Source organism: Thermodesulfobacteriota bacterium (assembly GCA_035325995.1).
Classification (GTDB): domain Bacteria; phylum Desulfobacterota_D; class UBA1144; order Nemesobacterales; family UBA2774; genus JADLGH01.
Map to the genome: position 1 here is coordinate 113,591 of DAOKYU010000007.1, position 23,725 is coordinate 137,315.

General features: G+C 56.2%; 20 protein-coding genes. 18 read left to right on the forward strand and 2 right to left on the reverse strand.

Features of this window, described 5'->3' with window-relative positions; genetic code table 11:
• The first annotated feature begins 148 nt into the window (after window positions 1-148).
• Together PKC29_10755 and PKC29_10760 are read left to right on the forward strand one after the other, a co-directional pair.
• Window positions 149-823, forward strand: coding sequence for a response regulator transcription factor (locus PKC29_10755; protein HML95897.1), 675 nt, complete (start codon window positions 149-151; stop codon window positions 821-823).
• Between the two features lie 147 nt (window positions 824-970).
• The gene (locus tag PKC29_10760; GenBank protein HML95898.1) at window positions 971-2,275 is read left to right on the forward strand and encodes a UDP-glucose/GDP-mannose dehydrogenase family protein; all 1,305 of its coding nucleotides are present in this window, start codon (window positions 971-973) and stop codon (window positions 2,273-2,275) included.
• Here PKC29_10760 and PKC29_10765 read toward each other — a convergent pair.
• A complete protein-coding gene (locus PKC29_10765; GenBank protein HML95899.1) occupies window positions 2,272-2,868 on the reverse strand; it encodes a response regulator transcription factor in 597 nt (198 codons plus the stop codon). The genes PKC29_10760 and PKC29_10765 overlap by 4 nt on opposite strands.
• A gap of 430 nt (window positions 2,869-3,298) precedes the next feature.
• Here PKC29_10765 and topA point away from each other — a divergent pair, with 430 nt between their 5' ends.
• From topA to PKC29_10780, 3 genes are all read left to right on the forward strand, one after another.
• Complete coding sequence (gene topA, locus PKC29_10770; GenBank protein ID HML95900.1) at window positions 3,299-5,590, forward strand: type I DNA topoisomerase; 2,292 nt, start codon at window positions 3,299-3,301, stop codon at window positions 5,588-5,590.
• Window positions 5,591-5,666: 76 nt separating this feature from the next.
• Entirely contained in the window at window positions 5,667-6,734 is a 1,068-nt protein-coding gene (ispG, locus tag PKC29_10775; protein HML95901.1) for a flavodoxin-dependent (E)-4-hydroxy-3-methylbut-2-enyl-diphosphate synthase, read from the forward strand.
• Between the two features lie 1,213 nt (window positions 6,735-7,947).
• Window positions 7,948-9,009 carry a PA0069 family radical SAM protein gene (locus PKC29_10780; protein ID HML95902.1) on the forward strand — a complete coding sequence of 354 codons (1,062 nt, stop codon included), beginning with the start codon at window positions 7,948-7,950 and terminating at the stop codon, window positions 9,007-9,009.
• 56 nt (window positions 9,010-9,065) lie between these two features.
• On the opposite strand, the gene PKC29_10785 is transcribed toward PKC29_10780, so the two are convergent.
• Window positions 9,066-10,490 carry a hypothetical protein gene (locus PKC29_10785; GenBank protein HML95903.1) on the reverse strand — a complete coding sequence of 475 codons (1,425 nt, stop codon included), beginning with the start codon at window positions 10,488-10,490 and terminating at the stop codon, window positions 9,066-9,068.
• A gap of 243 nt (window positions 10,491-10,733) precedes the next feature.
• On the opposite strand from PKC29_10785, the gene PKC29_10790 reads away from it, so the two are divergent.
• The 13 genes from PKC29_10790 to PKC29_10850 all read left to right on the forward strand — a co-directional run bounded on the left by PKC29_10790 (window position 10,734) and on the right by PKC29_10850 (window position 23,717).
• Window positions 10,734-10,892 (forward strand): hypothetical protein, encoded by a 159-nt coding sequence (locus tag PKC29_10790; GenBank protein HML95904.1) that lies wholly within the window; start codon window positions 10,734-10,736, stop codon window positions 10,890-10,892.
• A 101-nt stretch (window positions 10,893-10,993) separates the two neighbouring features.
• Entirely contained in the window at window positions 10,994-12,808 is a 1,815-nt protein-coding gene (gene mutL / locus PKC29_10795) for a DNA mismatch repair endonuclease MutL (protein ID HML95905.1), read from the forward strand.
• Window positions 12,809-12,811: 3 nt separating this feature from the next.
• Window positions 12,812-13,423 (forward strand): D-sedoheptulose 7-phosphate isomerase, encoded by a 612-nt coding sequence (locus PKC29_10800; protein ID HML95906.1) that lies wholly within the window; start codon window positions 12,812-12,814, stop codon window positions 13,421-13,423.
• Between the two features lie 69 nt (window positions 13,424-13,492).
• Window positions 13,493-13,699 carry a DNA gyrase inhibitor YacG gene (locus tag PKC29_10805; GenBank protein HML95907.1) on the forward strand — a complete coding sequence of 69 codons (207 nt, stop codon included), beginning with the start codon at window positions 13,493-13,495 and terminating at the stop codon, window positions 13,697-13,699.
• Between the two features lie 30 nt (window positions 13,700-13,729).
• Window positions 13,730-14,302 (forward strand): elongation factor P, encoded by a 573-nt coding sequence (gene efp / locus PKC29_10810; protein HML95908.1) that lies wholly within the window; start codon window positions 13,730-13,732, stop codon window positions 14,300-14,302.
• Window positions 14,303-14,790: 488 nt separating this feature from the next.
• The gene (locus PKC29_10815) at window positions 14,791-15,366 is read left to right on the forward strand and encodes a sigma-70 family RNA polymerase sigma factor (GenBank protein HML95909.1); all 576 of its coding nucleotides are present in this window, start codon (window positions 14,791-14,793) and stop codon (window positions 15,364-15,366) included.
• Window positions 15,356-15,859 carry a zf-HC2 domain-containing protein gene (locus PKC29_10820; protein HML95910.1) on the forward strand — a complete coding sequence of 168 codons (504 nt, stop codon included), beginning with the start codon at window positions 15,356-15,358 and terminating at the stop codon, window positions 15,857-15,859. Before PKC29_10815 ends, PKC29_10820 begins: the two co-directional genes overlap by 11 nt.
• Complete coding sequence (locus PKC29_10825; protein ID HML95911.1) at window positions 15,856-16,320, forward strand: hypothetical protein; 465 nt, start codon at window positions 15,856-15,858, stop codon at window positions 16,318-16,320. The genes PKC29_10820 and PKC29_10825 overlap by 4 nt, the downstream gene beginning before the upstream one ends.
• Before the next feature lie 136 nt (window positions 16,321-16,456).
• Window positions 16,457-18,544 (forward strand): DUF3488 and transglutaminase-like domain-containing protein, encoded by a 2,088-nt coding sequence (locus tag PKC29_10830; protein HML95912.1) that lies wholly within the window; start codon window positions 16,457-16,459, stop codon window positions 18,542-18,544.
• A 163-nt stretch (window positions 18,545-18,707) separates the two neighbouring features.
• Complete coding sequence (rimP, locus tag PKC29_10835) at window positions 18,708-19,166, forward strand: ribosome maturation factor RimP (protein HML95913.1); 459 nt, start codon at window positions 18,708-18,710, stop codon at window positions 19,164-19,166.
• Between the two features lie 14 nt (window positions 19,167-19,180).
• Window positions 19,181-20,584 (forward strand): transcription termination factor NusA, encoded by a 1,404-nt coding sequence (gene nusA / locus PKC29_10840; GenBank protein ID HML95914.1) that lies wholly within the window; start codon window positions 19,181-19,183, stop codon window positions 20,582-20,584.
• Between the two features lie 188 nt (window positions 20,585-20,772).
• Window positions 20,773-23,412, forward strand: a complete 2,640-nt coding sequence (gene infB / locus PKC29_10845) for a translation initiation factor IF-2 (protein ID HML95915.1) — start codon at window positions 20,773-20,775, stop codon at window positions 23,410-23,412.
• A 14-nt stretch (window positions 23,413-23,426) separates the two neighbouring features.
• Entirely contained in the window at window positions 23,427-23,717 is a 291-nt protein-coding gene (locus tag PKC29_10850; GenBank protein ID HML95916.1) for a DUF503 domain-containing protein, read from the forward strand.
• Window positions 23,718-23,725 lie beyond the last annotated feature (8 nt).

Consider the following 23,725-nt stretch of genomic DNA (forward strand, 5'->3'; position numbering starts at 1 on the left):
CGCTTACTTTAGTTTTACATCTTTTCTAACCAAAGTATGTTGACATTTTAGGACTTTGGTATTGTAATTAATATAGATATACCGAGAAACACCTGATTATGTATGCCGTTTCCCGCTTGCAGCGGGGCCCGGAAGCGCGGAACCAGAAATGTCCCAGGAAAAGAACGGTAGCGGTGAATCCGTAAGAATAGTTGTGGCCTGTCATTTCCCCCTCCTCAGGGAAGGTATATCGAAAATCCTCGAAGAGGACGCCGGTGTCGAGGTCGTGGCGAAAGTCTCGAACCTGATCGACCTTATCCAGTCCTGCGAGGAATTCGAATTCGACATACTGCTTCTGGACGTCGATCTGAGGGGCCTCAATCTCACCCGCATCCTTAACCTCATGAAGAAGAACAAGGGCGCGAAGGTTATTCTTATAATCGACAACGATTACAACGAGAATCTTCTTATAAACGCCATAAGGTCGGGCGTCAGGGGATATCTCGTCAAGGACACGGATTCGAAGCACCTCGTAAAATCCGTGAACGCCGTCTACAACGGGGAGCTCTGGGTGGAGAGAAAGCTCATGGGCAAGGTGCTCGACGGGACGGCGTATCCGACCAAGACGGTGAGGAGTAAGGGCGAGATTTACGACCTCACAGAGACCGAAATAAAGATTATAAAGCTCGTTCTGAACGGCTACACGAACAAGGACGTCGCCGACGAGCTTTACATAAGCGAAAAGACTGTAAAGTTCCACCTCTACAAGGTTTTCAAGAAGCTCAAGGTCAAGAACAGGTCCGAGCTTATACTGTTCGGCTTCCGCCACGGGCTGGTAAACTGATGCGGCGAAAAGGGAAGGGGGGCTTACGCCGGCAGGTTTCGGCTTGATTTCACGCCCGAAGGGTCTAAATTTAATGCGGATCTTCCATAGCAGTGGAGTCCCTCGATTCGGCAGCGTAAAAAGACCGCGGTTAAAGGAGAATTCTGAATGAGAGTATGTGTGATCGGCACGGGGTACGTCGGGCTCGTAACCGGGGCCTGCCTTTCCGGCAGCGGGAATAACGTCATCTGCGTCGATATCGACGAGGACAAGATAAGGAGCCTCGAGGAAGGACACGTTCCGTTCTACGAGCCCGGGCTCGAAGACATAGTGAAAAAGAACGTGAAGGAAGGCCGGCTTCATTTCACGAGCGACATCGCTCACGGGGTAAAGAATTCCCTTATCATACTGATAGCCGTCGGCACCCCGCCCAACGAGGACGGCTCGGCAGACATGCAGTACGTCGTGGCCGCCGCCCGCTCGATAGGCGAGCACATGAACGACTACAAGATAGTCGTCACGAAGAGCACCGTCCCCGTGGGCACTACCGAGATGGTGAGGGAAGAGATCAAGAAAATGACGGACGTCGAGTTCGACGTCGCGTCTAACCCCGAATTCTTAAAGGAAGGGGCCGCGGTAGACGACTTCATGAAACCCGACAGGGTGATAATAGGCGTCGATAAGCCGTCCGTCGGCGAGATATTGAGGGAGCTCTACTCGTCGTTCATGCGCTCGGGCGACAGGGCGATAGTGGTGTCGATAAGGTCTTCGGAGCTCGCCAAGTACACGGCGAACGCCATGCTCGCAACGAGAATCTCCTTCATGAACGAGATAGCGAACCTCTGCGAGCTCGTGGGGGCGGACATATCGGACGTGAGAAGGGCGGTCGGCTCGGACAGCCGTATCGGGAGGCATTTCCTTTTCCCGGGAATCGGGTACGGCGGATCGTGTTTCCCGAAGGACGTGAAGGCGCTTATAAATACGGCCTCGGGGCACGGGTATGACCTCAGGCTCTGCGGGGCTACGGACGAGGTGAACCACAATCAGAGGGAGGTTTTCTGGAAGAAGATAGAGCGGCACTTCGGCGGGAACCTCGCGGGCAAGAGGTTCGGCGTGTGGGGTATCTCGTTTAAGCCCGAAACGGACGACATACGCGAGGCGCCGTCGCTGTACGTGATAGACAAGCTGGTTTCGAGCGGGGCCGAGGTCGTCGTGCACGACCCCGTTGCGCTGGGGAACGCCAAGAAGCAGCTCGGCGAGAAGGTCGGCTACGGAGAGTCCAACTACGACGCGTGCAGGGACGCCGATGCGCTCGTCATATGCACAGAATGGAACGAGTACCGCCAGCCCGATTTTCAGACGATGAAGGAGCTCATGAAGGGGCACGTCATCTTCGACGGAAGGAACCTTTACGATCCGAAAAGGCTCTCCCGAGAGGGGTTCAAGTATTACGGGATAGGGGTAGGGAATTAAACCCCGGCGTCCTCGCCGGACATGTTCCTCTTTCCGTAGACGATGAGCTGGTAGCGGTTGTCGAGGCCGAGCTTTCCGAATATGCTCGTGATGTGAGCCTTTACGGTCTTTTCGCTGCTCCCGAGCTTCCGGGCGATTTCACGGTTGCTCTCTCCCTCGGCTATAAGCTGTATAATCCTGAACTCTGTTTTCGTTATCTTCCTGAATTCGAGGTCTTTAAGGCTCGTATTCCTTGCGGGCTGTTTTTTGCTTCCGCCGTTTTTGATGATGTTTATGAGCTCGCTCGTGGTCGTCTCGAAGTTGACGTGTATGATCTTTTCCGTGTCGGGCTCGGTCCCGCCGGACTGTGTGAAGAGTATCACCTTAGATTTGGATTCTCCGGAGGCTACGAGTCCGTCGACGTCGAATTCCCTTTCCCTGTTGTCGATGAAGATAAAGTCCGGTGCGCTGTCCCGTACCATTCCGGAGAGAGCCCCGGGCTCCGAAACCTCGGCCGCGACCTCTACGTCGGCCTCGAATTCCATTATTTTCCTGAGACCGTCCAGAAAGAGCTTCGAGCTCGATACGAGCGCTATTTTATATATTCGAGTCATTCTTTTTCTCTGCATGTAAGTGGCAACTACCGTGCCGGAAGGTTCAATTCCGGATATTTTCATTGACGTCTCCCGAAGCGGCATCAATAACCGAGTGTTTATATGTACTTACGAACATACTTCTGGAAATGGATTTACAGCCCCATGGAAACGATGAGCAGCCGTTCTGCATAGCCGCTGTCAAAAGACGGCAAATGATGGATGACGGGCGACAAAATACGTCACATTATCCGGTGTTACGTGCTTTTTAAGGGAATTCGGATGAGTGAAATATGCTTTCACGGAGCCCAAAACGGGTGCTCCCGCATCTAAGTATTTGAATAATTATTAATTCAGGTAAAATGCCACACGTCCCGACCGAAGAAATTTGACACCGGAAGGGTTGTGATTAGATTTAACAATAACGCATTTAAGGGAAGCCGGAGGTTTAATGGGTAAGTCTCTAGTAATCGTCGAGTCCCCTGCAAAAGCAAAGACAATAAAAAAATTCCTCGGCAGGAATTTCGACGTGGAAGCGTCTTCGGGTCATCTCGTGGACCTTCCCAGCAGCAAGCTCGGCGTAGATATAGAAAACAATTTTAATCCGCAGTACGTCGTAATAAAGGGAAAATCTAAGTACCTGAACCAGCTGAAGAAGGCGGCCAAGGGAGCGGAAAAGGTGTATCTCGCGTCCGACCCCGACCGCGAGGGCGAGGCCATAGCCTGGCACATCGCGGACAAGCTCGACATACGGGACAAGTCTCTCCGCGTTCTCATTCACGAGATAACGGAAAAGGCCGTCAGGGATTCGATAGAGCACCCGACGACGCTCAGCCAGGACAGGTTCGAGGCCCAGCAGGCCAGGCGAATCCTCGACAGGCTCGTCGGATACCAGGTGAGCCCGATACTCTGGAAGAAGGTCAGGAAAGGGCTCAGCGCGGGGAGGGTCCAGAGCGTCGCGCTCCGGCTCGTAGTCGAGCGCGAGAGGGAGATAGAGGCCTTTAAGTCCGAGGAGTACTGGACGATAGAGTCTCTTCTGAAGAGGAGCGAGGACTCGCCCGAGAGCGCGTTTACCGCCGTCCTCGCGACGTACGAGGGGAATAAGGTAAGCATCGATAACGGGGCCGACGCGAAGTCCATAGTCGATTCCGTCAGAAACGAAAAATTCACCGTCACGTCCATCGAAAGGAAAGAGCGAAAGAAGAACGCCCTCCCTCCGTTCATAACGAGCACGCTACAGCAGGAGGCGTCGAGGAAGCTCAGGTTCCCCGTGAAGAGGACGATGTCCATAGCGCAGAAGCTATACGAGGGCATCGACCTCGGGAGCGAGGGGCCGGTCGGTCTCATCACGTACATGAGGACGGACTCGGTCAGGATATCCGAAAACGCGCTCGCCGAGGCGAGGGAGCTCATAAAGGAGACGTACGGGGGCGAGTACCTCCCCGAGAAGGCGAATACGTATAAAGTAAAAAAATCGGCGCAGGACGCACACGAGGCGATAAGGCCGACGTACGTCGGCAAGCTGCCGGATTCCGTGAGGCAGTATCTATCGGACGACGAGTACCAGCTCTATAAGCTCGTCTGGCAGAGGTTCGTCGCTTCGCAGATGCAGCCGACGGTATTCGACCAGACGACTCTCGAGATAACCGCCGGGAAGGGCGTTTTCAGGGCCACGGGGTCAATCGTGAAGTTCCCCGGGTTCTCGGCCGTCTACCTCGAAGGCAAAGAGGACGAGGAAGAGGAGAAGGAAAAGGAGGAGATGCGGAAGCTCCCCGACGTCTCCAGGGGCCAGGAGCTCGACCTCGTTAACCTCGAAGGGAAGCAGCACTTCACGCAGCCGCCGCCGAGATTCACCGAGAGCTCGCTCGTAAAGGAGCTGGAGGAAAAAGGCATAGGACGCCCGTCTACTTACGCGACGATACTTTCAACCATACAGGAAAGGCAGTATGTCACCATGGAGAGGAAGAAGCTGAAGCCTACTCTCCTCGGATGCTCGGTGAGCGACCTTCTCATACAGGGGTTCCCCGAGATCATGGACGTACAGTTCACGGCCGAGATGGAAGACAAGCTCGACAACGTCGAGGAGGGGAGCGTCAACTGGGTAGAGCTCCTGAACGGTTTTTACAGCGGGTTCTCCGAAAGGCTCAGCAGCGCCCAGGATTCGATGAAGAGCCTCAAGCGCGACGGCCTCCCGACGGACATAAAGTGCGACAAGTGCGGCGCCGACATGATTATAAAGTGGGGTAAGAAAGGTGAGTTCCTCTCCTGCTCGAAGTACCCCGAGTGCAAGAACGCCAAGGCCTTCGAGTACGACCCCGACGGAAACATAAAGGTCATAGAGCAGGCGGAGCCCGTTCTTAGGGAAGACATAAAATGCGAGAAGTGCGGGAAGCCCATGCTCATAAAGCGGAGCCGGAGGGGGGAGTTCCTCGCGTGCTCGGGCTACCCCGACTGTAAGAACGCCAAGGCCTTCGAGCTCGACCCGGACGGCAACATCAAAATCATCGAGAAGGAAGAGCCGGTCCTCAGGGAAGACATAAAGTGCGAGAAGTGCGGGAAGCCCATGGCCGAGAGGAAGGGGCGCTACGGGAGATTCCTCGGGTGTACGGGATATCCCAAGTGCCGCAACATCAAGGGCCTCGACGAGAACGGAAACCCCGTAGAAGCCAAGGCCGCCGGGAAATCCGGCGGGAAGAAAAAGACCGCCGACCAGGCTGCGTCCGCCGGCGAAAACGCAGGTTAATTATGCGTTAACGGGCCCGCAGAGTTGTTGACACCGTAAAAATATCAACTAATCTTGATAGTGTTTTTAACCTGATATGGAAAGGAATTCGAGGCAGATAAATCTGGGCGGCGTCAAGGTGGGCGGAGGAGCGCCCGTGACGGTTCAGTCCATGACGAAGACCGACACGAGGGACGTCACCGCCACGGTCCTCCAGATAAGGGGCCTCGAAAAGGCAGGCTGCGATATAGTGCGCCTCGCGGTCCCCGACATGGATGCCGCCAAGGCCTTGGGGCACATAAAAAAGCAGGTCCGGATACCGATAGTCTCGGATATACACTTCGATTACAAGCTTGCCCTCGAGGCCGTAAAGCAGGGCGTTGACGGCATGAGGATCAACCCCGGCAACATCGGCGCCAGGTACAGGATAAAGGCAGTCGTGGACGCCGTTAAGGAAAGGGGCATACCGATAAGAATCGGCGTCAATTCCGGCTCGCTCGAAAAGGACATACTGAAAAAGCACGGCTCTCCGACAGCCGAGGCCCTCGCCGAGAGCGCCATGAGGCACGTCTCGATCCTTGAGGACTTCGATTTCAGGGACATAAAGATTTCGGTCAAATCGACGGACGTGAAGAAGATGATAGCCGCATACAGGCTCCTTGCCGAGAGGACGGACTATCCGCTTCACCTGGGCGTGACCGAGGCGGGAACGTACGAGCTCGGTACGATAAAATCGTCCATCGGCATAGGTACCCTTCTGGCCGACGGTATCGGCGATACTATAAGGGTTTCGCTCACCGGCGACCCGAGGGACGAGATAGGCGTCGGGCTTAATATCCTGAAATCTCTCGGGCTGAGGAAGAACGGCATAGAGCTCATATCATGCCCCGGGTGCGGCAGGCTCGAGATTGACCTTATGAAGCTCGTAAAGGACGTCGAGGGGCGGATAGCGGGGCTGGAGCTCCCGAGGCCGATCAAGGTCGCCATACTGGGCTGCGTCGTGAACGGGCCGGGCGAGGCGTCCGAGGCCGACATAGGAATAGCCGGAGGCCGGGGGAAGGGGATGCTTTACAAGGACGGGAAACTTGTGCGCTCGTTCAAGGAAGGGGACCTCGTGAACGAGCTCGTGAAGGAGCTAGAGACTTTTTCCGTACCGGTCGAGTGATCCGGTTTCTTCATTTTAAACTTTTACTTTATTCAACCGCTTTTCTTATTCCTCAAACTGAGTATTGCCCAAATGTGTCATTCCCAACGATTTCGAGCGAGCAAGGAATCGGATGCCGTTCCCAATGTTTGTCATTCCCAACGGTTCTGAGCGGGCGGGAATCGGATGCCCTAACCTTGAAGCGCAAACGCTTATCTGGTACCGCGCGAGACCTGCCTATACATCGGGAATCCATTCTTCAAGATAAAAAAGAGAAATACAAAGGCAAAGGATTTCTACTTTTGCTTGACCACACACGTACGTGTGTTTCTCGGCGTAGCACCGAAGCTGCCGTAACCACTTGGAGTGCGGCAGGTGGCAATGGCAAAGCGCTGCCACTTCGATTGTTTACTGCTGGGAGTCTTCAGTGGCTGAAGGGGAAGTTCTGAGCTAGCTGGTAAGGGCGGTGCAAGTGTTTTCTACTTTTCCTAGATGAAAAGTAGCAAAAATCACGGGCCGGGAAAAATTCTGCTAAAAATCATCGTTCCTTCGCTAAATCCTCCACCGGCCCACAGCCCCACATCGGATTTTTAACGCTCATCCACTCGGTTTTCTTAACGCGAATTTTGACGGCCCGAAGGGGTATTGCTGCGCCGCGTATGCGGCTTGCAATATGATGATTTATCCACCGACTTTGCATTTTCCGTCATTCTGAACTACGATTTCGAGCGAGCAAGGAATCGGACGCCACGGGCCGACTGCAGGGAAGCTCATATAGTACGGCTCCATAGCATATCAAATCAAAATATTCAGAATCTCGTTTTTAAAAGTATTAACAGAAAAAGCAAAGCATAAATCCCCCCATGCCCCCGGCTACGCATGGCTTCGCCGCGACAAGCGGCGGCTTGCAATATTATAGTCAAGGAATTCTTGATGGATTGCTGTCGGAAATGGATTCCCGATTAAGACGCTCGGGAATGACAGATTAAAAAGGCTTAAAGATTAGATCCTGAATCAAGTTCAGGATGACTGCGAACAAAAAGACTAGGAATATATCTCTCACATTCGTTCGAAATGACAATATTGTTGCCGTGCGGGTGGCGCATTGAATCTCAAATCTAACTATGTCGAATTCTTGTGGGAGTGGCCCGCAAAATTCGCCCATACCCAAGATTCGGCGTCTCGTTTACACTTTTTAATATGAGACGGATTTATGAATGCGGAGGGGTTTTCGGTGGGTAGCGAGGGCGCGGCGATAAAGGGCAGGGGCTCGGCGGAAAACCCGGCCAACAGGTTCGAGAAGATAGAGTTCACTCCCTCCGAAGAAGAGATAGCGGAAGGGCTTTCGCCTAAGACGGTATTCTACAGGGATGCTACGAAGTCGATCATCTCCTACAACGACAGCCCGGACGTCGGGTTCAACGCCGGTATAAATCCTTATCGCGGCTGCGAGCACGGGTGCATTTACTGTTACGCCCGGCCGACGCACGAGTATTTCGGGCTTTCGCTCGGGCTCGATTTCGAGACGAAGATACTCGTCAAGGAAGACGCCCCGGCGCTCCTCCGAAAAGAGCTCTCGTCGCGTAAATACGTCCCGGACACGATAGTCGTTAGCGGGAACACCGATTGCTACCAGCCCGCGGAGAGGCGCTTTAAGCTGACGCGGGCCTGCCTCGAAGTCCTCCTCGAATTCCGTAACCCTGCCGGGATAATCACGAAGAACTACCTCGTCACACGTGACATCGACCTATTCCGGCGGTTCGCCGAATGGAACGGCATTATGGCGGCGGTTTCGGTGACGACGCTCGACCCGGAGGTGAAGAGGGTCATGGAGCCGCGGACGTCCGAGCCGCGCCTGAGGCTGCGGGCGATAGAAGAGCTCGCGAAAGCGGGCGTCCCGGTGATGGTGATGGTCGCCCCCGTTATCCCGGGCCTTACGGACCACGAGATACCGGCGATTATAAAGAGCGCGGCCGACGCGGGGGCCGTGAACGCCGGGTTCGTCATGCTGAGGCTGCCATACGGCGTCTCGGACATATTCCAGGCCTGGCTCGGGAGGCATTTCCCCGACAGGAAGGACAAGGTGCTCAACAGAATCCGCTCCGTGCGCGACGGGAAGCTGAACAGCCCCGATTTTTACAGCCGCATGAGGGGCGAGGGAATCTACGCGGAGCAGGCGAGGGACATGTTCGAGCTTGCGTGCAGAAAGGCGGGGTTCGACAGCGGGAAGATAAAACTCTCGACAGAGCATTTCAGGAAGCCGGGCGGGCCCCAGCTCGAGCTCTTCAAAACGTGACTGCCCCATAGAGCTGCGCAATCACAGCTCTAACGCTTTTTAGGACGCTAATTGTATCAGCGGCTGAACGGCACGGCCGTTACGATGTCTATCTGGACTTCCTGCGGTATGGCGTTCAGGTATCCCGCTTTTATCTTCTTGAAAGTCTTTCTGCTGTTCGCGGGCAGGACTTCGTTTATGGTGGCCCTGTTCGAGAACATGGGCGCATTCGAGCCGAAGGAATAGAATTCGATTATGAGCTCTATGCGCGAATAGGAAATGGTGCTTATATTCCTGAGCGTGATTTCGTCTATCATGCCGATCGTGCCCGTTACGCCGCCGCCCCATTTGAAGTTCTCGACGACGATGTCTTCGGTAGGTATCGGCACGTCTTCCTCGTATTCGTACTCGTATTCCTCTTCTTCGCCGCCGGTTTCTTCTTCCGCCGCTGTGGTCCCTTCTTCACCCGTGGCCGCCTCGCCCGATGGCGGCGTAGCGCCGGGCTCTTCCGCCGCGACTTCGGGCGCAGGGCTTTCCCCGGAGGCCGGAGGGGCTATGCCTTGCTCTTCGGCGAGTCTTTTCTTGTATTTCTCTGAAAGGGAAAGGCCCTCTTCGCCCGAAGAAGGCGCAGTGCCGCCGGCCTCTCCGGCAGAGGCGGCCGCACCCTCGGCGGACGCCGTCTTCTTTTTCTTCTTGCGTACGGCCTTCTTCCCTTCTTTTTTCGCGGTTTTGATCTTTACTTCCTTCTCGGATATCGGCTTTGCGCTCATGACGCTTATGTCTTCCGTTTTGGCGTCAGGATGCCGGAACCCCATATTGATATCGTGGAAGGTCTTTTCGCCGTGGGCGGGGAGTACGTCGTGAATGACGGCGCGGCTCGTAAATCCCCTTATGCCTACCTTCGGCCCGGCGATTCCGAGATAATCGACCCTTATCTTTATGTCCTTCCAGTTTTCAGAGCTCTTGTTGACGAGTGTTATCTGTTTTAATATGCCCTCGGTGCCGTACTGTCCGCCGGCCCATTCCCAGTTCTTTACGAGTATGAGGTCCTTGGCCTGGGTCGGCGAGCCCTTTTCGATGAGATCGGCTTTGGCTACCCTCGCGATCGAGTTCTGGAGCTCGGCGCTCATTATGCCGAAGTTTACGTTGTAGAAGGTCTTTTCTGTGCCGGCGGGGAGAACGTCTTTTATGGTTGTCCTCAGCGAGCCTAAAGGAATGTCGTTGTGCGTGTAAAAATCGACCTCTATATCTATATTCTGAAAATCCGATTTACCCTTGTTCTGGAGGGTTATCTCTTTCATTATGGCGGGCCTTCCCATGCCCGCCGAGGCCCACTTGTAATCCTTGACGACGATTACGTTCTTTCCGACCTCGACGTCTTCGGCCTTTTGGGCGCCGGCGGGGGACGGGGAGCACAGGAAAACGATCTGAAGCAGGGCGAGTATAAAGAGTGCGGTTGTGGCTACAGCTTTTAATGAAGCTATTTCTTTTTTTCCTGGCATAAGACGCATCGTCTCTCCTTCTTCCTCTTTCGGTCCCCGCGTCGGGATTAGCATTAGATTATACATAATCGGAGTCGAAATAGTAGCGCACGGGATAAGGATAACGCCGCTTTCCCGGGGTGCGGTATTCCGGGTTGGCCGCCGGCGCGGAACAGGCCCGGACATGGGTATCGAGCGGGCATTTCCCCCGGGGGCGGCTGTTATTCCCGGCGGGATAGTGTAGATTAGTATAAAGGCGGCTCGATGCTGAAAGAATATAAAAGAATCCTGAAGTCGCACGCGGACGACGTTTACGGCGTAGGCGCAAAGCAGACGCTTTCCTTTTATACCGTCCTTTCGATAGCCTGCGTCGTCGTGCCCACGGCGTTCTTCCTCGTGGTGCTGGTTTTAAAGCTGTTCTGAGCCGCTTTTTCCCGGATTTAAGCCCCCTCTTTGCATGTGCACCGAATGGCTCTTCCTTCTTTGACTGAAACTTCGCTTTTATGTAAACTGGCACTTACCAGATGGGAAAGATAAGGGTATTATCCGATAATCTCGTCTCCAAAATTGCGGCAGGGGAAATAGTGGAAAGGCCCGCATCCGTGGTAAAAGAGCTCGTTGAAAATTCCATAGATGCAGGGAGCGCCTCGATCGAAATCGAGCTCGAATCGGGCGGGAGGAGGCTCATCAGGGTGTCGGACGACGGCGAGGGGATGACGCGCGACGAGGCGCTTTTATGCCTTGAGCGGCACGCTACAAGCAAGATAAAGGACGTAAAGGACCTCTTCTCGCTTACGTCGCTCGGCTTCAGGGGCGAGGCCATCCCCAGCATTGCGAGCGTCTCACGGTTCCGCATGATTACTAAAACGCACTCGGACATGATAGGCACCATGCTCAAGGTAGACGGCGGGGTTCTAAGGGGCGTCGAGGAGGCAGGGTCTCCCCCCGGGACGGACATAGAGGTGAAGGACCTCTTTTTCAACACGCCTCCGAGGCTTAAGTTCATGAAGCGCCCCGAGACGGAGCTCTCGAACGTCGTCGATATAGTGGAGAGGGAGGCCATTCCGAGGCCGGGCGTGTCGTTCGAGCTGAGGAGCGACGGGAGGGTGCTTCTCCGCTTCCCCGCGAGGGACAGCGTCAGGGAAAGGATAGAGAGCGTCTATCCCGGGACGAGGCTCTTTTCAGTCGAGGGCGGAGAGGAGGGCGTACGCCTGACGGGCTTTTTCGGAAGCCCGCTCGAAGGGAGGTCCACCGCACGCAAGCTCTACACGTACGTCAACGGGCGGGCGGTCAGGGACAGGTTCCTTACGCGGGCCGTCCTCGGTGCGTACGGCAAGATGCTCGAAAAGGGAAGGTTCCCCGAGGGGGTTTTGTTCGTCGAGCTTCCGCCCGGGGACGTGGATGTGAACGTCCATCCGACGAAGAACGAGGTCAGGTTCAAAAATCCCGGCCTAGTAGCCGGGCTCATTTCGTCGTGCATAGGCAGGATGCTCGGGAACGCGCCGTGGCTCGCGAGCTACGGCAGGGCCGCCGGGCCGGGGCACGACTGGCGGGGACTTACGAGGGAGCGGACGTCGTCCTATTCGCCGCCCGGGGGAGGTTTTTCGGGTGCTCACGCATCCGCGCCGGAGGGGTCGGATTACGCGCGGGGAGTGTCACGCGAGGCCGCTCCTCGGGAGACGCACGGGGATGTGCACCCGGGCGCTGTCCGCGAGGCGACCGCGCCGGCGGGGGAGCTTTTTTCATCCGGGGGGACGTACTCCGACCTCAAGATCGTGGGCCAGATAGGCGACCTTTACATCGTATGCGCGTCCGGGGACGGGATGGTAATAATAGACCAGCACGCGGCCCATGAGAGGATAAATTACGAAAAGATCAAGAACTCCTACGAAGGGCAGGGACGCGCCCCTTCGCAGGAGCTTTTGATGCCGAAAGTCGTAGGGCTTTCCCCATACGAGGCCGAGCTCCTTTCGGGGCACCTGGCTCCGCTTTCGGCGCTCGGGCTCAGGATGGAGCCTTTCGGAGACGGCTCTTATGTTGTAAGGTCTATACCTGCGGTGCTCGGGAACGCAGACCCTGAAACACTCGTCCGTGACATAGTGGGCGAGATATCCGAGGGCGACAAAGAGGAGAGCCTGTCCGGGAAGATAGACAGGGTGATTGCAACCATGGCGTGTCATTCGTCGATAAGGGCCAGCTTCGAGCTCGGGCCCGAGGAGATGAAGGCGCTTCTCGCCGAGCTCGACAGGGCGGAGTTCCCGCATGCCTGCCCTCACGGCAGGCCCGTCGCGCGCGAGCTCACGTTCGGCGATATAGAGAGGATGTTCAAGAGGACATAGGATATGAAGGAGCTTATAATTTCGAGACTGAGGGAGAGCGCCGACATCAAGCTGAGGTTCGCCAAGGAGTCGGCGGCCGAGGTCGAAAAGGCGGCGGCGCTTCTCATTAAGGCGCTTAAGGCAGGAGGGAAGGTGATGATATTCGGAAACGGCGGAAGCGCCGCCGACGCCCAGCACGTGGCGGCCGAATTCGTGAACCGCTACGCCGTCGAAAGAAAGGCGCTCGCCGCGCTCGCGCTTTCGACGGATTCGTCGCTTCTGACTTCGATACCGAACGACGGCTCTTTCGAGAGCGTATATTCGAGGCAGATAGAGGCCCTCGGGAACAAGGGGGACGTCGTGTGGGGGTTCACGACGAGCGGCAAGTCGCCGAACGTCGTAAAGGCGTTTCAGACAGCGAAGTCCCAGGGGCTCAAGTGCATCGCCTTTACCGGGCAGGAGGTGAGCAAGGTGGAAAAGCTCGTCGACTGCTGCGTGAGCGTTCCTTCGAAATCGACGCCGAGGATCCAGGAGCTCCACATCACGCTCGCCCATATCGTCTGCGAGCTCGTCGAGGAATCAGTCACCGTCAAAAAGAAAACCACCAGGAAGGAGCCTCGCAATCCCGAATCCTGACGGGTCTTCGTCCCGGAATTCCGGGAATATCCCCTTGCATTGTTCCACTGCTCGTAAATAATTTTTAGTATGAAGGTAAAATGTCCAAAATGCGGAAAGGAGTGCGAGTGGGAGAATAACGAGTGGAGGCCGTTCTGCTCGGAGAGGTGCAAGATGGTCGATCTCGGCGCCTGGGTTTCGGAATCGTACAGGATATCGGGCGAAGACGCTCTCGATGAAGAAGACGCGGAAGACGCCGGCGAAGAGGAAAACGGCGGCCCCCGGCTCAAGCACTGATTACAGTCAAACATACCAGGAGGTATTTATATGGGAGTTGTCGAAACCAACCAGTTCCACCGCGGGCTCAAGATAGAGTACGAGGGTGAGATCTGGGAGATAATCGAGTACAGGCATTCCAAGATGGCCCAGAGAAGCGCGGTCATGAAGACGAAGATAAGGAACGTCGCGACGGGAGCGGTCCAGGAAAAAAACTTCAGGTCCGGTGATTCGTTCAGGGTGCCGGACACGGAAAGAAAATCGATGCAGTTCCTCTACAAGGACGACATCGGGTATTACTTCATGGATTTGGATTCCTACGAGCAGTACAGCCTTTCGCCGAACGAGGTCGGGGAGTCGGCCGACTTCTTAAAGGAGCAGCAGGAAATCACCGTCCTCTACTTTAACGATAAGCCCATGGGCATCGAGCTGCCGACGGCCGTCGAGCTCGAAATCGTGGAGACCGAGCCCGGAATGAGGGGGGATACCGTCACCGGCGCCACCAAGCCCGCCGTCCTCGAATCGGGGGCGACGATCCAGGTGCCGCTTTTTATCGACCAGGGCGACGTTATAAAGGTGGACACGAGGTCGGGCGAGTATCTGGAAAGGATTAAAAAGAGGTAAGGTTTTGTTGCGAGTTTAAGGGCTTACCGGCTTGAGCGCCTTTTTTTAGGGGACGGTTCAGGCCGGAAAGACTCCCCACACCTCCGGGTGCATGTCTCCCCGGCACGGTTTTTCGGCTTTGCCGGATTCGTCGGCGTATTCGTTTCTATGTTGCAGAAGAAGGCTCTTCCGGTCCCGCGCGTAAAATGGCGGGGAAATAGACTTTAGGGCGTCGTCCGCCGGATACGGAGCGAAAAAATGAAGGAAAAACAGGGACTTGGCGCTCCCATGCCGGAGCCGGCGAGTCGATTGTATCCACGAATCCAGGTTTACAGGTTATACTTTTAGGCTCCTGCCGGGACGCGACGGCTAGGCTCCCGCCGGGACGCGACGGCCGGATTTTGCCGCCGTCTTGACCTCGGCCCGGGCCGGATTACACGGGGAAATCAGGGGTTTGTAACTTTTTTTTCGTTTCGGGGTTAATACTATAAAGACTTTATGGCGTCCAAATGGAAAGTGACATAGAGCTTATGTTGAGGACGAAGTCCGGGGACGACGGCGCGTTCAGCGAGCTCATGAGGAGGCATTATAAAGGGGTGGTAAATTACATCTATCGTTTTACCAATCGCAGGGATAATTCCGAAGACCTTGCGCAGGAGGTTTTCCTCCGCATCTACAGGTCGGCCGGGCAGTATAAGCCCGAGGCCAAATTTTCCACCTGGCTTTATAAAATCGCCACCAACGTCAGCCTGACGTACGTCAAGAAGAAAGGCAATAACAGTCTCAGCCTCGACGAGATAGACGACAGCGGGGACGCCACGGGGGACCCCGCCCTCGACATAGCGGACGACATAATTTACAGAAAGGAAATGATGAGCGTCATATTCGAGGCGATGGAGTCTTTGCCTGAAAGGGAAAAGGTTGCTATTATGTTGTGTAAATACGAGGGGTTATCATATGAAGAGGTCGCCCAGGTGCTCGAATGCACTGTGGGCGCGGTGAAGGCTTACGTCCACAGGGGAAGGATGAAACTTATAGAGAGGCTTAAGCCCTATTTGTCCGAAGGAGGGGATTATGGAGTGTAAAGATCTGAGAGAGCTCGTGGTCGGCCATTCCTCGGGCGACCTGGCCGGGGACGACCGCGTCCTTGTCGAATCTCACATTGCGGCCTGCGCCGAGTGCTCCGAGCTCTTTTCGAATTCGAACGAGGTCTGGAGACTGCTGGGCGAGTGGGAGGATATAGAGCCCCGGAGCGATTACCTGTCCGAATTCTGGAGCAGGGTCGAGAAAGAAGAGGCCCGCGCGGGGTTCTGGAGCTCCCTCCGGCACTCGGGAACCAGGTGGAAGCTCGCGGGAGCCTTCGCCTCGGTGCTTGTCGTCGGGATATTCTCGCTCGTCGTATTCACAGGCGACCCGGGCGGCAGGGTCGTCGCCGACCGCGACGTGCAGGACGACATGCTTCTCCTTGAGCTCGACAGCGCCACCTCCAGGGACACTACGGCCGCCCTCGAGATATACGGCCCGTGGGACGGCGGAATAGACGTCGTCAACATAAACGGAAACGGAGGCTTCAATTGAGGGCGTCGATATTTATCCTGACCCTGCCTCTCCTCATGACCGCAAGCGCATACGGCTACTTCGGGGGGGAGGTCTATTACAAGTGGTGGAAGAACCCGAAGATCGCCGAAGAGATGAAGCTCACCGAGAAACAGGCGGACGAGATAGAAAGCATATTCACGTCGTATAAAGAAGAGATAATCGTGCATCAGAATGAGCTCCGGCAGAGGGAGTCCGAGCTTCTGACGAAGCTCCGGGAGCCCCAGTGTTCGAGGGAAGAGGTCATGCACATGACGGACGACATCGAGAACGTAAAAGCCGCCCTCACGAGGATAAAGGTGGACATGTTCCTCAAGATAAAGAACGTCCTTACGCCCGAGCAGGAAGAGTCGCTCCACAACATCAGGGCCAGATACAAGGAAAGGAAGTTAAAAGAGATGAGAGAGCTAAGGCAGATGCAGCAGGGCGAAACGGTCCAGTAGCCGGCTTTTCTTTACCAGCTTTCTTAAAACTCCATTTGTTTACACGAAAACCGGCCGGGTATAAAATTCGTTTCGGGGAGACCTCCTGTCTTGCCGGTGTTTCCTTTTTTATCCATAACCGTCTTCCGGGTACCCGATGAAGATTTCACGCGCCCTTTCCGTATTCACACACCTTATAGCCCTCGTGGGCTTCCTGTCGATCTTCATGTCGGGCGGGGTGGGCGTGCCGACGGCCGCGGTCTTCGTCCTCGCGCTCGCCGCGAGCTTCGTTAGCGAGCTTTACGGCAGGGACTACTTCGTCGGCGGCAGGGTGGGGGCGGCGCTCGCCGTCCTTCTCGTCGCGTACTCGGCCGCGGCCATTCTCCTCTTCAGGCTCGAGCCGTTCAGGGTCGTCCTCGACTTCCTTATATTCACGCAGGTCTTAAAGCTCCTCGGGAAAAAGAGGATGCGGGACGTCGTCCAGATATACGTCCTCAGCTTTTTTCAGTTCCTCGCCGGGGCGATAATCACCATCAGCTTTTCCTTCGCCGTCGCTTTCGTCCTTTACATAGCCGCGGCTATATGGGCGCTCATGATCTACGAGATGAGGAAGGCCTCGCTCGATGCGGGGGCCTCGGCCGGGGACGGCGACCCAGGCGTCGTGACGCCGATGTTCCTGAGCACGACGTTTCTACTCAGCTTCGGCATATTCCTTCTTGCGGCGCTCATATTCGTCACCGTACCCCGGATGAGGGGGAATTACCTCCGGACGGATTTCCTCCGCTCGGGCGACCTCCGGAGCGGATTTTCGGACGAGGTCAGGCTCGGGAGAGTGGGGCAGATAAAGCTCGACAGCTCGCCCGTGATGATGGTGAGAATACTAAACCGGAACGTGAACAACCTCCCCGTCCCGCTTTACTGGAGGGGCATAGCGCTCGACGAATTCGACGGCGCCGCGTGGAAGGCGACGGGCGGGGGACGGTACGGCGGGCCCGAGACGGCCCCCCATGCGCGCGCTCCCGGGGCGAAGGGGAGGGAGGGGCATCTCGCGCAGGAGGTTATAACAGAATCACTCGACACGGATATTCTCTTCGCGGCCAACTTTCCCGTTTCGTACGGCTCCGTCCCCGGCGGGCGCGTCGCGCAGGTGAACGATTCCTACATATTGCCCGGAAGGATTTCGGGCAGGATAAAGTACCTCGCGTACTCTGACGTCTACACGCCGCCCGCGGGGGACCTGAGGGAGGCGGGCGCGGACTATTCGGATATTGAATTCGAGAGGTATCTCCAGCTCCCGCCGCTCGCGCCCGAGGTTTCGGAGCTCGCGCATGAGATAACGTCGTCGGGTGGAAACGCGTACGACAAGGCGCTCGCCATAAAGCGCTATCTTCTCATGAACTACGGCTATACGCGGACTCTCGAAGGCCGGAAGGGCGAATACCCGCTCGAAGAGTTCCTCTTCGATATAAAGGAAGGGCACTGCGAGTATTTTTCCACCGCCATGGTCGTTTTGCTCAGGGAATCGGGTATTCCGGCCAGGGTGGTGAACGGCTTCATAGGCGGGGAATGGAACGAGCACGGGCAGTTCTTCTTGGTTAGGGAAAGCGATGCCCATTCCTGGGCCGAGGCCTATTTCCCCGAATACGGGTGGGTTACCTTCGACGCCACCCCCGAAGGCGGCGCCGATATTCTGGCCTCGGGGTCTTTCATATCGTCCTACGTCGATTACCTGAGATACAGGTGGAACAGGTACGTCATAGACTTCAGCCAGCGCGACCAGGTACGCCTCTTTAACGACATACGTGACAGGTGGAAGTGGCGCCAGGGGAAGCTCACGGGCCCGAGCGGGCTTTTCTCGAGGCCGGACGGCACGGTAGTCGCCCTGGCGGCGCTTTCCGTGATCGCCGTATGGATACTCGTTACGAGGACCGGGCTTGGGGCGCTTTTCAGGCGTGGGAAGGGAGGCGCACCCGAGAGGGCGACCGTTATATACGGCAGCGCCCTTAAAGTCCTCTCCGGGAGGGGCTTTACGCGGCCCGGCTACATGACGCCGAGGGAGTTCTCCATTTACCTCAAGGACTCTTCCTTTCCGGGCGCGGCTATCATGAGCGAGCTTACGGACAAGTACCTTTATATAAGGTTCGGCGGGGGCGGCGGCGCACACGAAATAACGGCGCTCGAATCCCTCTACAGGAAGCTTAAGTCCCTGAAATCCAAGGGGCATGCCCCCGGAACGACGCCGTGACGTTCTTGCTCTATCCCACGTGGTAAGGTACTATTTAACGACGAAAAGCGGGTAACCCCCGCTTTTTTAATTGGAAGCGCCTGATTTTTAGTTGGAAGTGTCTGATTGGAAGTGTCTGAAAGGAATAAATCAGCGGGATAAGTCCCGGTGCCGGGTTTTTATAATGTCAGAAGATATTGTGTATAACGTCAAGGAGCTGCTGGAGCCCCTCTTGAGAGGGAAGGGCCTTGAGCTTTTCGACGTCGAATACAAGGGCTCGGGCAAAAGAGGCGTTTTAAGGGTATTCATAGACAAGGAAGAGGGGGTTACGGTAGACGACTGCGCGCTCGTGAGCAGGGAACTGGGGACGCTCCTCGATGTGCACGACATCATACCCTCGTCCTACACGCTCGAGGTGTCGTCGCCGGGCCTCACGAGGCCTCTCAGGAACCCGGCAGATTACGCGAGGTTCACGGGCAGCAAGGTGAAGATAAAGACGAGCGAGGAAATAGATAAAAGGAAGGTATTCATAGGCACGCTGGCCGGCATCGAGGACGGCGTCGTGACCGTTGAGGCCGACGGGGCCCGTTACGAGATTCCTTACGGGTCGATAGAGAAAGCGAATTTGGAACTGGATTTTTAAGGGGGCAAAACTAGATGGCGACCATGACTGAGCTTAGCAGGGTAATGGATTCTGTCTGCAAGGATAAGGGGATAGACAAGGACGAGATAGTTAACGCTGTCGAGGAAGCGGTTCTTTCCGCGGCCCAGAAGCTGTTCCGCATGCAGGATAAGGACAAGGAGCTCGAAGTGCATTTCAACGAGGACGACGGCGACGTCGAGCTCTTCGAGTTCAAGACGGTGGTCGAGGACATACAGGATCCCGACACCGAGATCACGCTCGATGCGGCGCACGAGCTCGACCCCGAAGCGGAATTCGGGGACGAGATCGGCGTGAAGATCAATCCCGAATTCACCAGGATAGCGATTCAGAACGCAAAGCAGAAAATCCTCCAGAGCATAAAGGAAGCCGAGGGGAAGGTAATTTACGAAGAGTTCAAGAACAGAAGGGGCGAGCTCATAAGCGGCATCGTGAGGCGGGTCGAAAGAAGGAACATCATAGTCGACCTCGGGCGTACGGAGGCTATTCTGCCTCCGGAGCACCAGGTGCCGAGGGAGTACTACAAGCCCAAGGAAAGACTCCGCGCTATACTCTTCGAGATCAAGGAAACCAAGCGCGGCCCGCAGCTCATACTGTCGCGCGCACACAAGGACTTCGTCAAGAAGCTCTTCGAATCGGAAGTCCCTGAGATCGGGGACCAGATAGTGGTGATAAAGGCCATATCGCGCGACCCGGGCGGGCGTACGAAGATAGCCGTTACCTCGAGCGATACGGACGTCGACCCGGTAGGCGCGTGCGTCGGTATGCGCGGCTCACGGGTGCAGAACGTCATACAGGAGCTCAAGGGCGAGAAGATAGACATCGTGCCGTGGTCGCCGGACCCGGCCCGCTTTGCCTGTAACGCCCTGTCGCCCGCCCGCGTGAGCAAGGTGATAATCGACGACGACAACAAGTCGATGGAGATAATCGTCGACGACGATCAGCTTTCCCTCGCGATCGGGAGACGCGGACAGAACGTAAGGCTCGCTTCGCAGCTGACCGAATGGAGAATCGACATCAAGACCGAGTCCCAGGTCAAGCGCGAGCAGCAGGACGTCGTCCACCTCTTGATGTCTCTCCCCAACGTCAAGGAAGTTACCGCGAATCTCCTTTACGGAGAAGGCTTCCACAAGCTGGAAGATATAGCGTTCTCGGACCCCGAGACCCTGGCCAAGTCGGCGGGGCTCAGGAGCGAGGAGGACGCCGTCAAGCTCCAGACGGCCGCAAGGATAGCGCTCAAGGACAGGCTCGAGCAGATGTCCATAGAAGAGCCGGCGCAAGAGGCGCATGAGACGGGTGAGCCCGTGGAAGCGCAAGGGGCGGTTGAGTCGCCCGAGACCGCGGAGACGGAGACCGACCGGCCTAGGGCAGAGGAAGAGCCGCTCACGGAGCAGGAATAAGGGAGTCCCCGTAAAATTTTCCGGACTGTAAGACATGCCGGAAAGGGCTGTTTAAGGCCGGTTTCCGGCTGCATAAGTATTGTTATATCCAGCTCTTTTTTGCATAGTAAAGTAAACTTTGGTACTCTACTCCGGATAACCGTACGATCATTTAAAGCGGAGGTATTTTAGCACCCGGTGCGCTCGATATGTCCAATGTCAGAATTTACGAACTGTCTAAAGATTTGAACAAGTCCAATAGAGAAATCCTTAACGTCGCCAAGGGACTCGGCATCTCGGTCAAGAGCCATGCGAGCTCCATTTCGGACGAAGAGGCCCAGAAAATAAGGGACAGGATTATTTCGTCCCACGGCGGAGAAGGAGCCCAGCAAAAGCCCGTCGACGACACGGAAAAGGTGAGGGTGTTCCGCTCCGAAAAAGGCGAGGAAGTAGTGGAGAGAAGGCAGGGCGAGCGCGTCGTTATAAGAAGAAAAAAGAAGCAGGAAGAACCGGCGGAGGAAGAGGCGGCGCAGCCGGCGGCGGAAGCGGGGGATGCGTCCCGGGCCGGTGTTTCCCCGGCTGGGGAAGAGCCCGGAGAACCCGGCGAGGCCGTTCCGGAAGAGGCGGGAGGCGAGGAAATCCCTGCCGGGGACGAAGCCGTGCTCCAGGCGCAGGAAGAAGAGGCGCTTCAGGGCGAAACGAACGGCGTGGCCGTAAACGGGGCCGAAGCGGGTGCGGGGACGGCCGAAGCCAAGGGCGACGCAAAGCCCGGAGACAAGGACGAGACCGATGAGTCCGCCAAGAAAAAGAAAAAGGTCCGCAGCAGCCGCGTCAAGCCGAAGCGGGAAGAAATAATAGACGAAGACACGCTCGAAGAATTGAGAAAGGCGTTCCGCACGAAGCTCCCCGGAAGAAAGAGGGAGTACCTGGTGGACGACAGGCGCTCGAAGGCCAAGTCCTCCCCACATGGTTTCCAGAGAGAAAGAACTTTCGACAGAGGAGGAAGGGGGGTCCAGGGGCAGAGGGATCAGCGAACTGCAGGGACCGCGGCGGACGATGCTTCGAGGGTAATTCCCTTCCCGGGGAAACCGCCCCGGCGCACGGTTAAAATCGGCGAATCCATAAATCTCGGCGAGCTCGCCAGGATGATGGGCATAAAAGCCGGCGAATTAATAAAGAAGCTTATAAGCATGGGTATGAGGGCCACCGTGAACCAGGCCCTCGATCACGAAACGGCGGCGCTGCTCGCCGAAGAATTCGATTTCGACGTGTCGGTGGATATCTTCGAAGAGAAGGACATTCTTTTGGAAGAGCCGGACACTGGCGAGGACAGGGAGCTTGCGCCGCGTCCTCCCGTAGTCACGGTCATGGGACACGTAGACCACGGAAAGACGACGCTCCTCGATTCCATAAGGCAGACGAACGTGGTGGAAGGCGAGGCCGGAGGCATCACGCAGCACATCGGCGCTTATTCGGTAGACGTCGACGGGCGCACGGTTTCGTTCGTCGACACCCCGGGCCACGAGGCCTTCACCGCTATGCGCGCGAGGGGCGCCAAGGTTACGGACGTCGTAATACTCGTAGTCGCGGCCGACGACGGCGTCATGCCGCAGACGATCGAGGCGGTGAACCATGCGCGTGCGGCCGAGGTGCCGATAATCGTCGCGATAAACAAGGTCGATAAACCCGAGGCCAATCTCGAAAGAATAAAGCGCCAGCTCTCTGAAATAGGGCTTATTTCGGAAGAATGGGGCGGCGACACGCTCTTCGCCGAGGTTTCGGCGAAGCAGAGAACAGGTATAAAGGAGCTCCTGGAACTCGTGCTCCTTCAGGCGGATATTCTGGAGCTCAAGGCCGACAAGGACAAGAGGGCGAACGGCTTCGTCATAGAGGCCGTGCTCGACAAGGGCAGGGGCCCGGTCGCGACCGTCATTGTCAGGGAAGGGACGCTCAAGATAGGGGATTACATAGTCACCGGAACGACCGTGGGTAAGGTAAGGGCGCTTATCGACGACAAGGGAAAGAGGGTGAAAGAGGCCGGCCCGTCGATGCCCGTCGAAATCATGGGCCTTTCGGGCGTGCCGGAGGCCGGTGACCGCTTCTACGTGGTCAAGGACGAAAAGGCGGCGAAGGACGTCGTTTCACACAGGGAAACCAAGATCCGCGAGACGGCAGCCGCGAAGGAAAGAAAGCCCACGCTCGAAAATCTCTTCGAGACGCTCGAGCAGGAAGAGGCCAAGGAGCTTCCGCTCATAATCAAGGCCGACACGCAGGGCTCGGTCGAGGCGGTCTCGGAATCCATAAGCAAGCTCAGCACCGAAAAATGCCAGGTGAAGATCGTGCATTCAGGCGTCGGCGGCATAACGGAAACGGACGTCGTCCTCGCGAGCGCATCGGACGCGATAATCGTGGGCTTTAACGTAAGGCCGGATGTAAAGGCGCTCGAAATCGCCGAAAGGGAGGGCATATCCCTTGAGCTGCATTCCATAATCTATAAGCTCATCGACAGGGTAAGGAGCGCGATGGAAGGCCTCCTCGACCCGATCGTGAAGGAGAAGATTACGGCGCACGCGGAAATCAGGGAGACGTTCACCATATCCAGGATAGGCACCATCGCGGGCTGTATGGTTACGGACGGAAAGATATCGAGGGATAATAACGTAAGGGTGGTCAGGGACGGCGTTACGGTTTTTGAAGGAAGGCTCTCGTCGCTAAAGCGTTTCAAGGACGATGTCAGGGAGGTCAATGCGGGTTATGAATGCGGTATCGGCATCGAGAGGTTTAACGATATAAAAGTAGGAGATATACTGGAGTTCTACACGCACGAGGAGTTTAAGCAAGAGCTTTAGCGCGCAAGCTATAGATGGTTATAGGCATAGTCAGCATTGACCTGTACATGAATGGCAACAGATCGCTCAAGGCAAAGAGGCAGATTGTAAAAAGCCTTATTCGCAGAGTACAATCCCGATTCATAAATGTCTCCATATCGGAGGTGGGCTCGCTCGACCTCTGGCAAAAAGCCACGATAGGCATAGCTTTCGTAGGTAACGAAACCCGTTTCGTGAATTCGGTCCTCGACCAGGTGACCGATTTCATCGAATCCACCGGGCTAGTCGAGATGGGGCAGCGGGAGCTCGAGATAATACATTATTAGGAGACGAG

Bases quoted from the DNA above. Each gene is read 5' to 3' on its own strand.
- PKC29_10755 (HML95897.1), top strand. From the start codon at position 149: ATGTCCCAGGAAAAGAACGGTAGCGGTGAATCCGTAAGAATAGTTGTG.
- PKC29_10760 (HML95898.1), top strand. From the start codon at position 971: ATGAGAGTATGTGTGATCGGCACGGGGTACGTCGGGCTCGTAACCGGG.
- PKC29_10765 (HML95899.1), bottom strand. From the start codon at position 2,868: ATGACTCGAATATATAAAATAGCGCTCGTATCGAGCTCGAAGCTCTTT.
- topA (HML95900.1), top strand. From the start codon at position 3,299: ATGGGTAAGTCTCTAGTAATCGTCGAGTCCCCTGCAAAAGCAAAGACA.
- ispG (HML95901.1), top strand. From the start codon at position 5,667: ATGGAAAGGAATTCGAGGCAGATAAATCTGGGCGGCGTCAAGGTGGGC.
- PKC29_10785 (HML95903.1), bottom strand. From the start codon at position 10,490: ATGCCAGGAAAAAAAGAAATAGCTTCATTAAAAGCTGTAGCCACAACC.
- PKC29_10790 (HML95904.1), top strand. From the start codon at position 10,734: ATGCTGAAAGAATATAAAAGAATCCTGAAGTCGCACGCGGACGACGTT.
- mutL (HML95905.1), top strand. From the start codon at position 10,994: ATGGGAAAGATAAGGGTATTATCCGATAATCTCGTCTCCAAAATTGCG.
- PKC29_10800 (HML95906.1), top strand. From the start codon at position 12,812: ATGAAGGAGCTTATAATTTCGAGACTGAGGGAGAGCGCCGACATCAAG.
- PKC29_10805 (HML95907.1), top strand. From the start codon at position 13,493: ATGAAGGTAAAATGTCCAAAATGCGGAAAGGAGTGCGAGTGGGAGAAT.
- efp (HML95908.1), top strand. From the start codon at position 13,730: ATGGGAGTTGTCGAAACCAACCAGTTCCACCGCGGGCTCAAGATAGAG.
- PKC29_10815 (HML95909.1), top strand. From the start codon at position 14,791: ATGGAAAGTGACATAGAGCTTATGTTGAGGACGAAGTCCGGGGACGAC.
- PKC29_10820 (HML95910.1), top strand. From the start codon at position 15,356: ATGGAGTGTAAAGATCTGAGAGAGCTCGTGGTCGGCCATTCCTCGGGC.
- PKC29_10830 (HML95912.1), top strand. From the start codon at position 16,457: ATGAAGATTTCACGCGCCCTTTCCGTATTCACACACCTTATAGCCCTC.
- rimP (HML95913.1), top strand. From the start codon at position 18,708: ATGTCAGAAGATATTGTGTATAACGTCAAGGAGCTGCTGGAGCCCCTC.
- nusA (HML95914.1), top strand. From the start codon at position 19,181: ATGGCGACCATGACTGAGCTTAGCAGGGTAATGGATTCTGTCTGCAAG.
- infB (HML95915.1), top strand. From the start codon at position 20,773: ATGTCCAATGTCAGAATTTACGAACTGTCTAAAGATTTGAACAAGTCC.
- PKC29_10850 (HML95916.1), top strand. From the start codon at position 23,427: ATGGTTATAGGCATAGTCAGCATTGACCTGTACATGAATGGCAACAGA.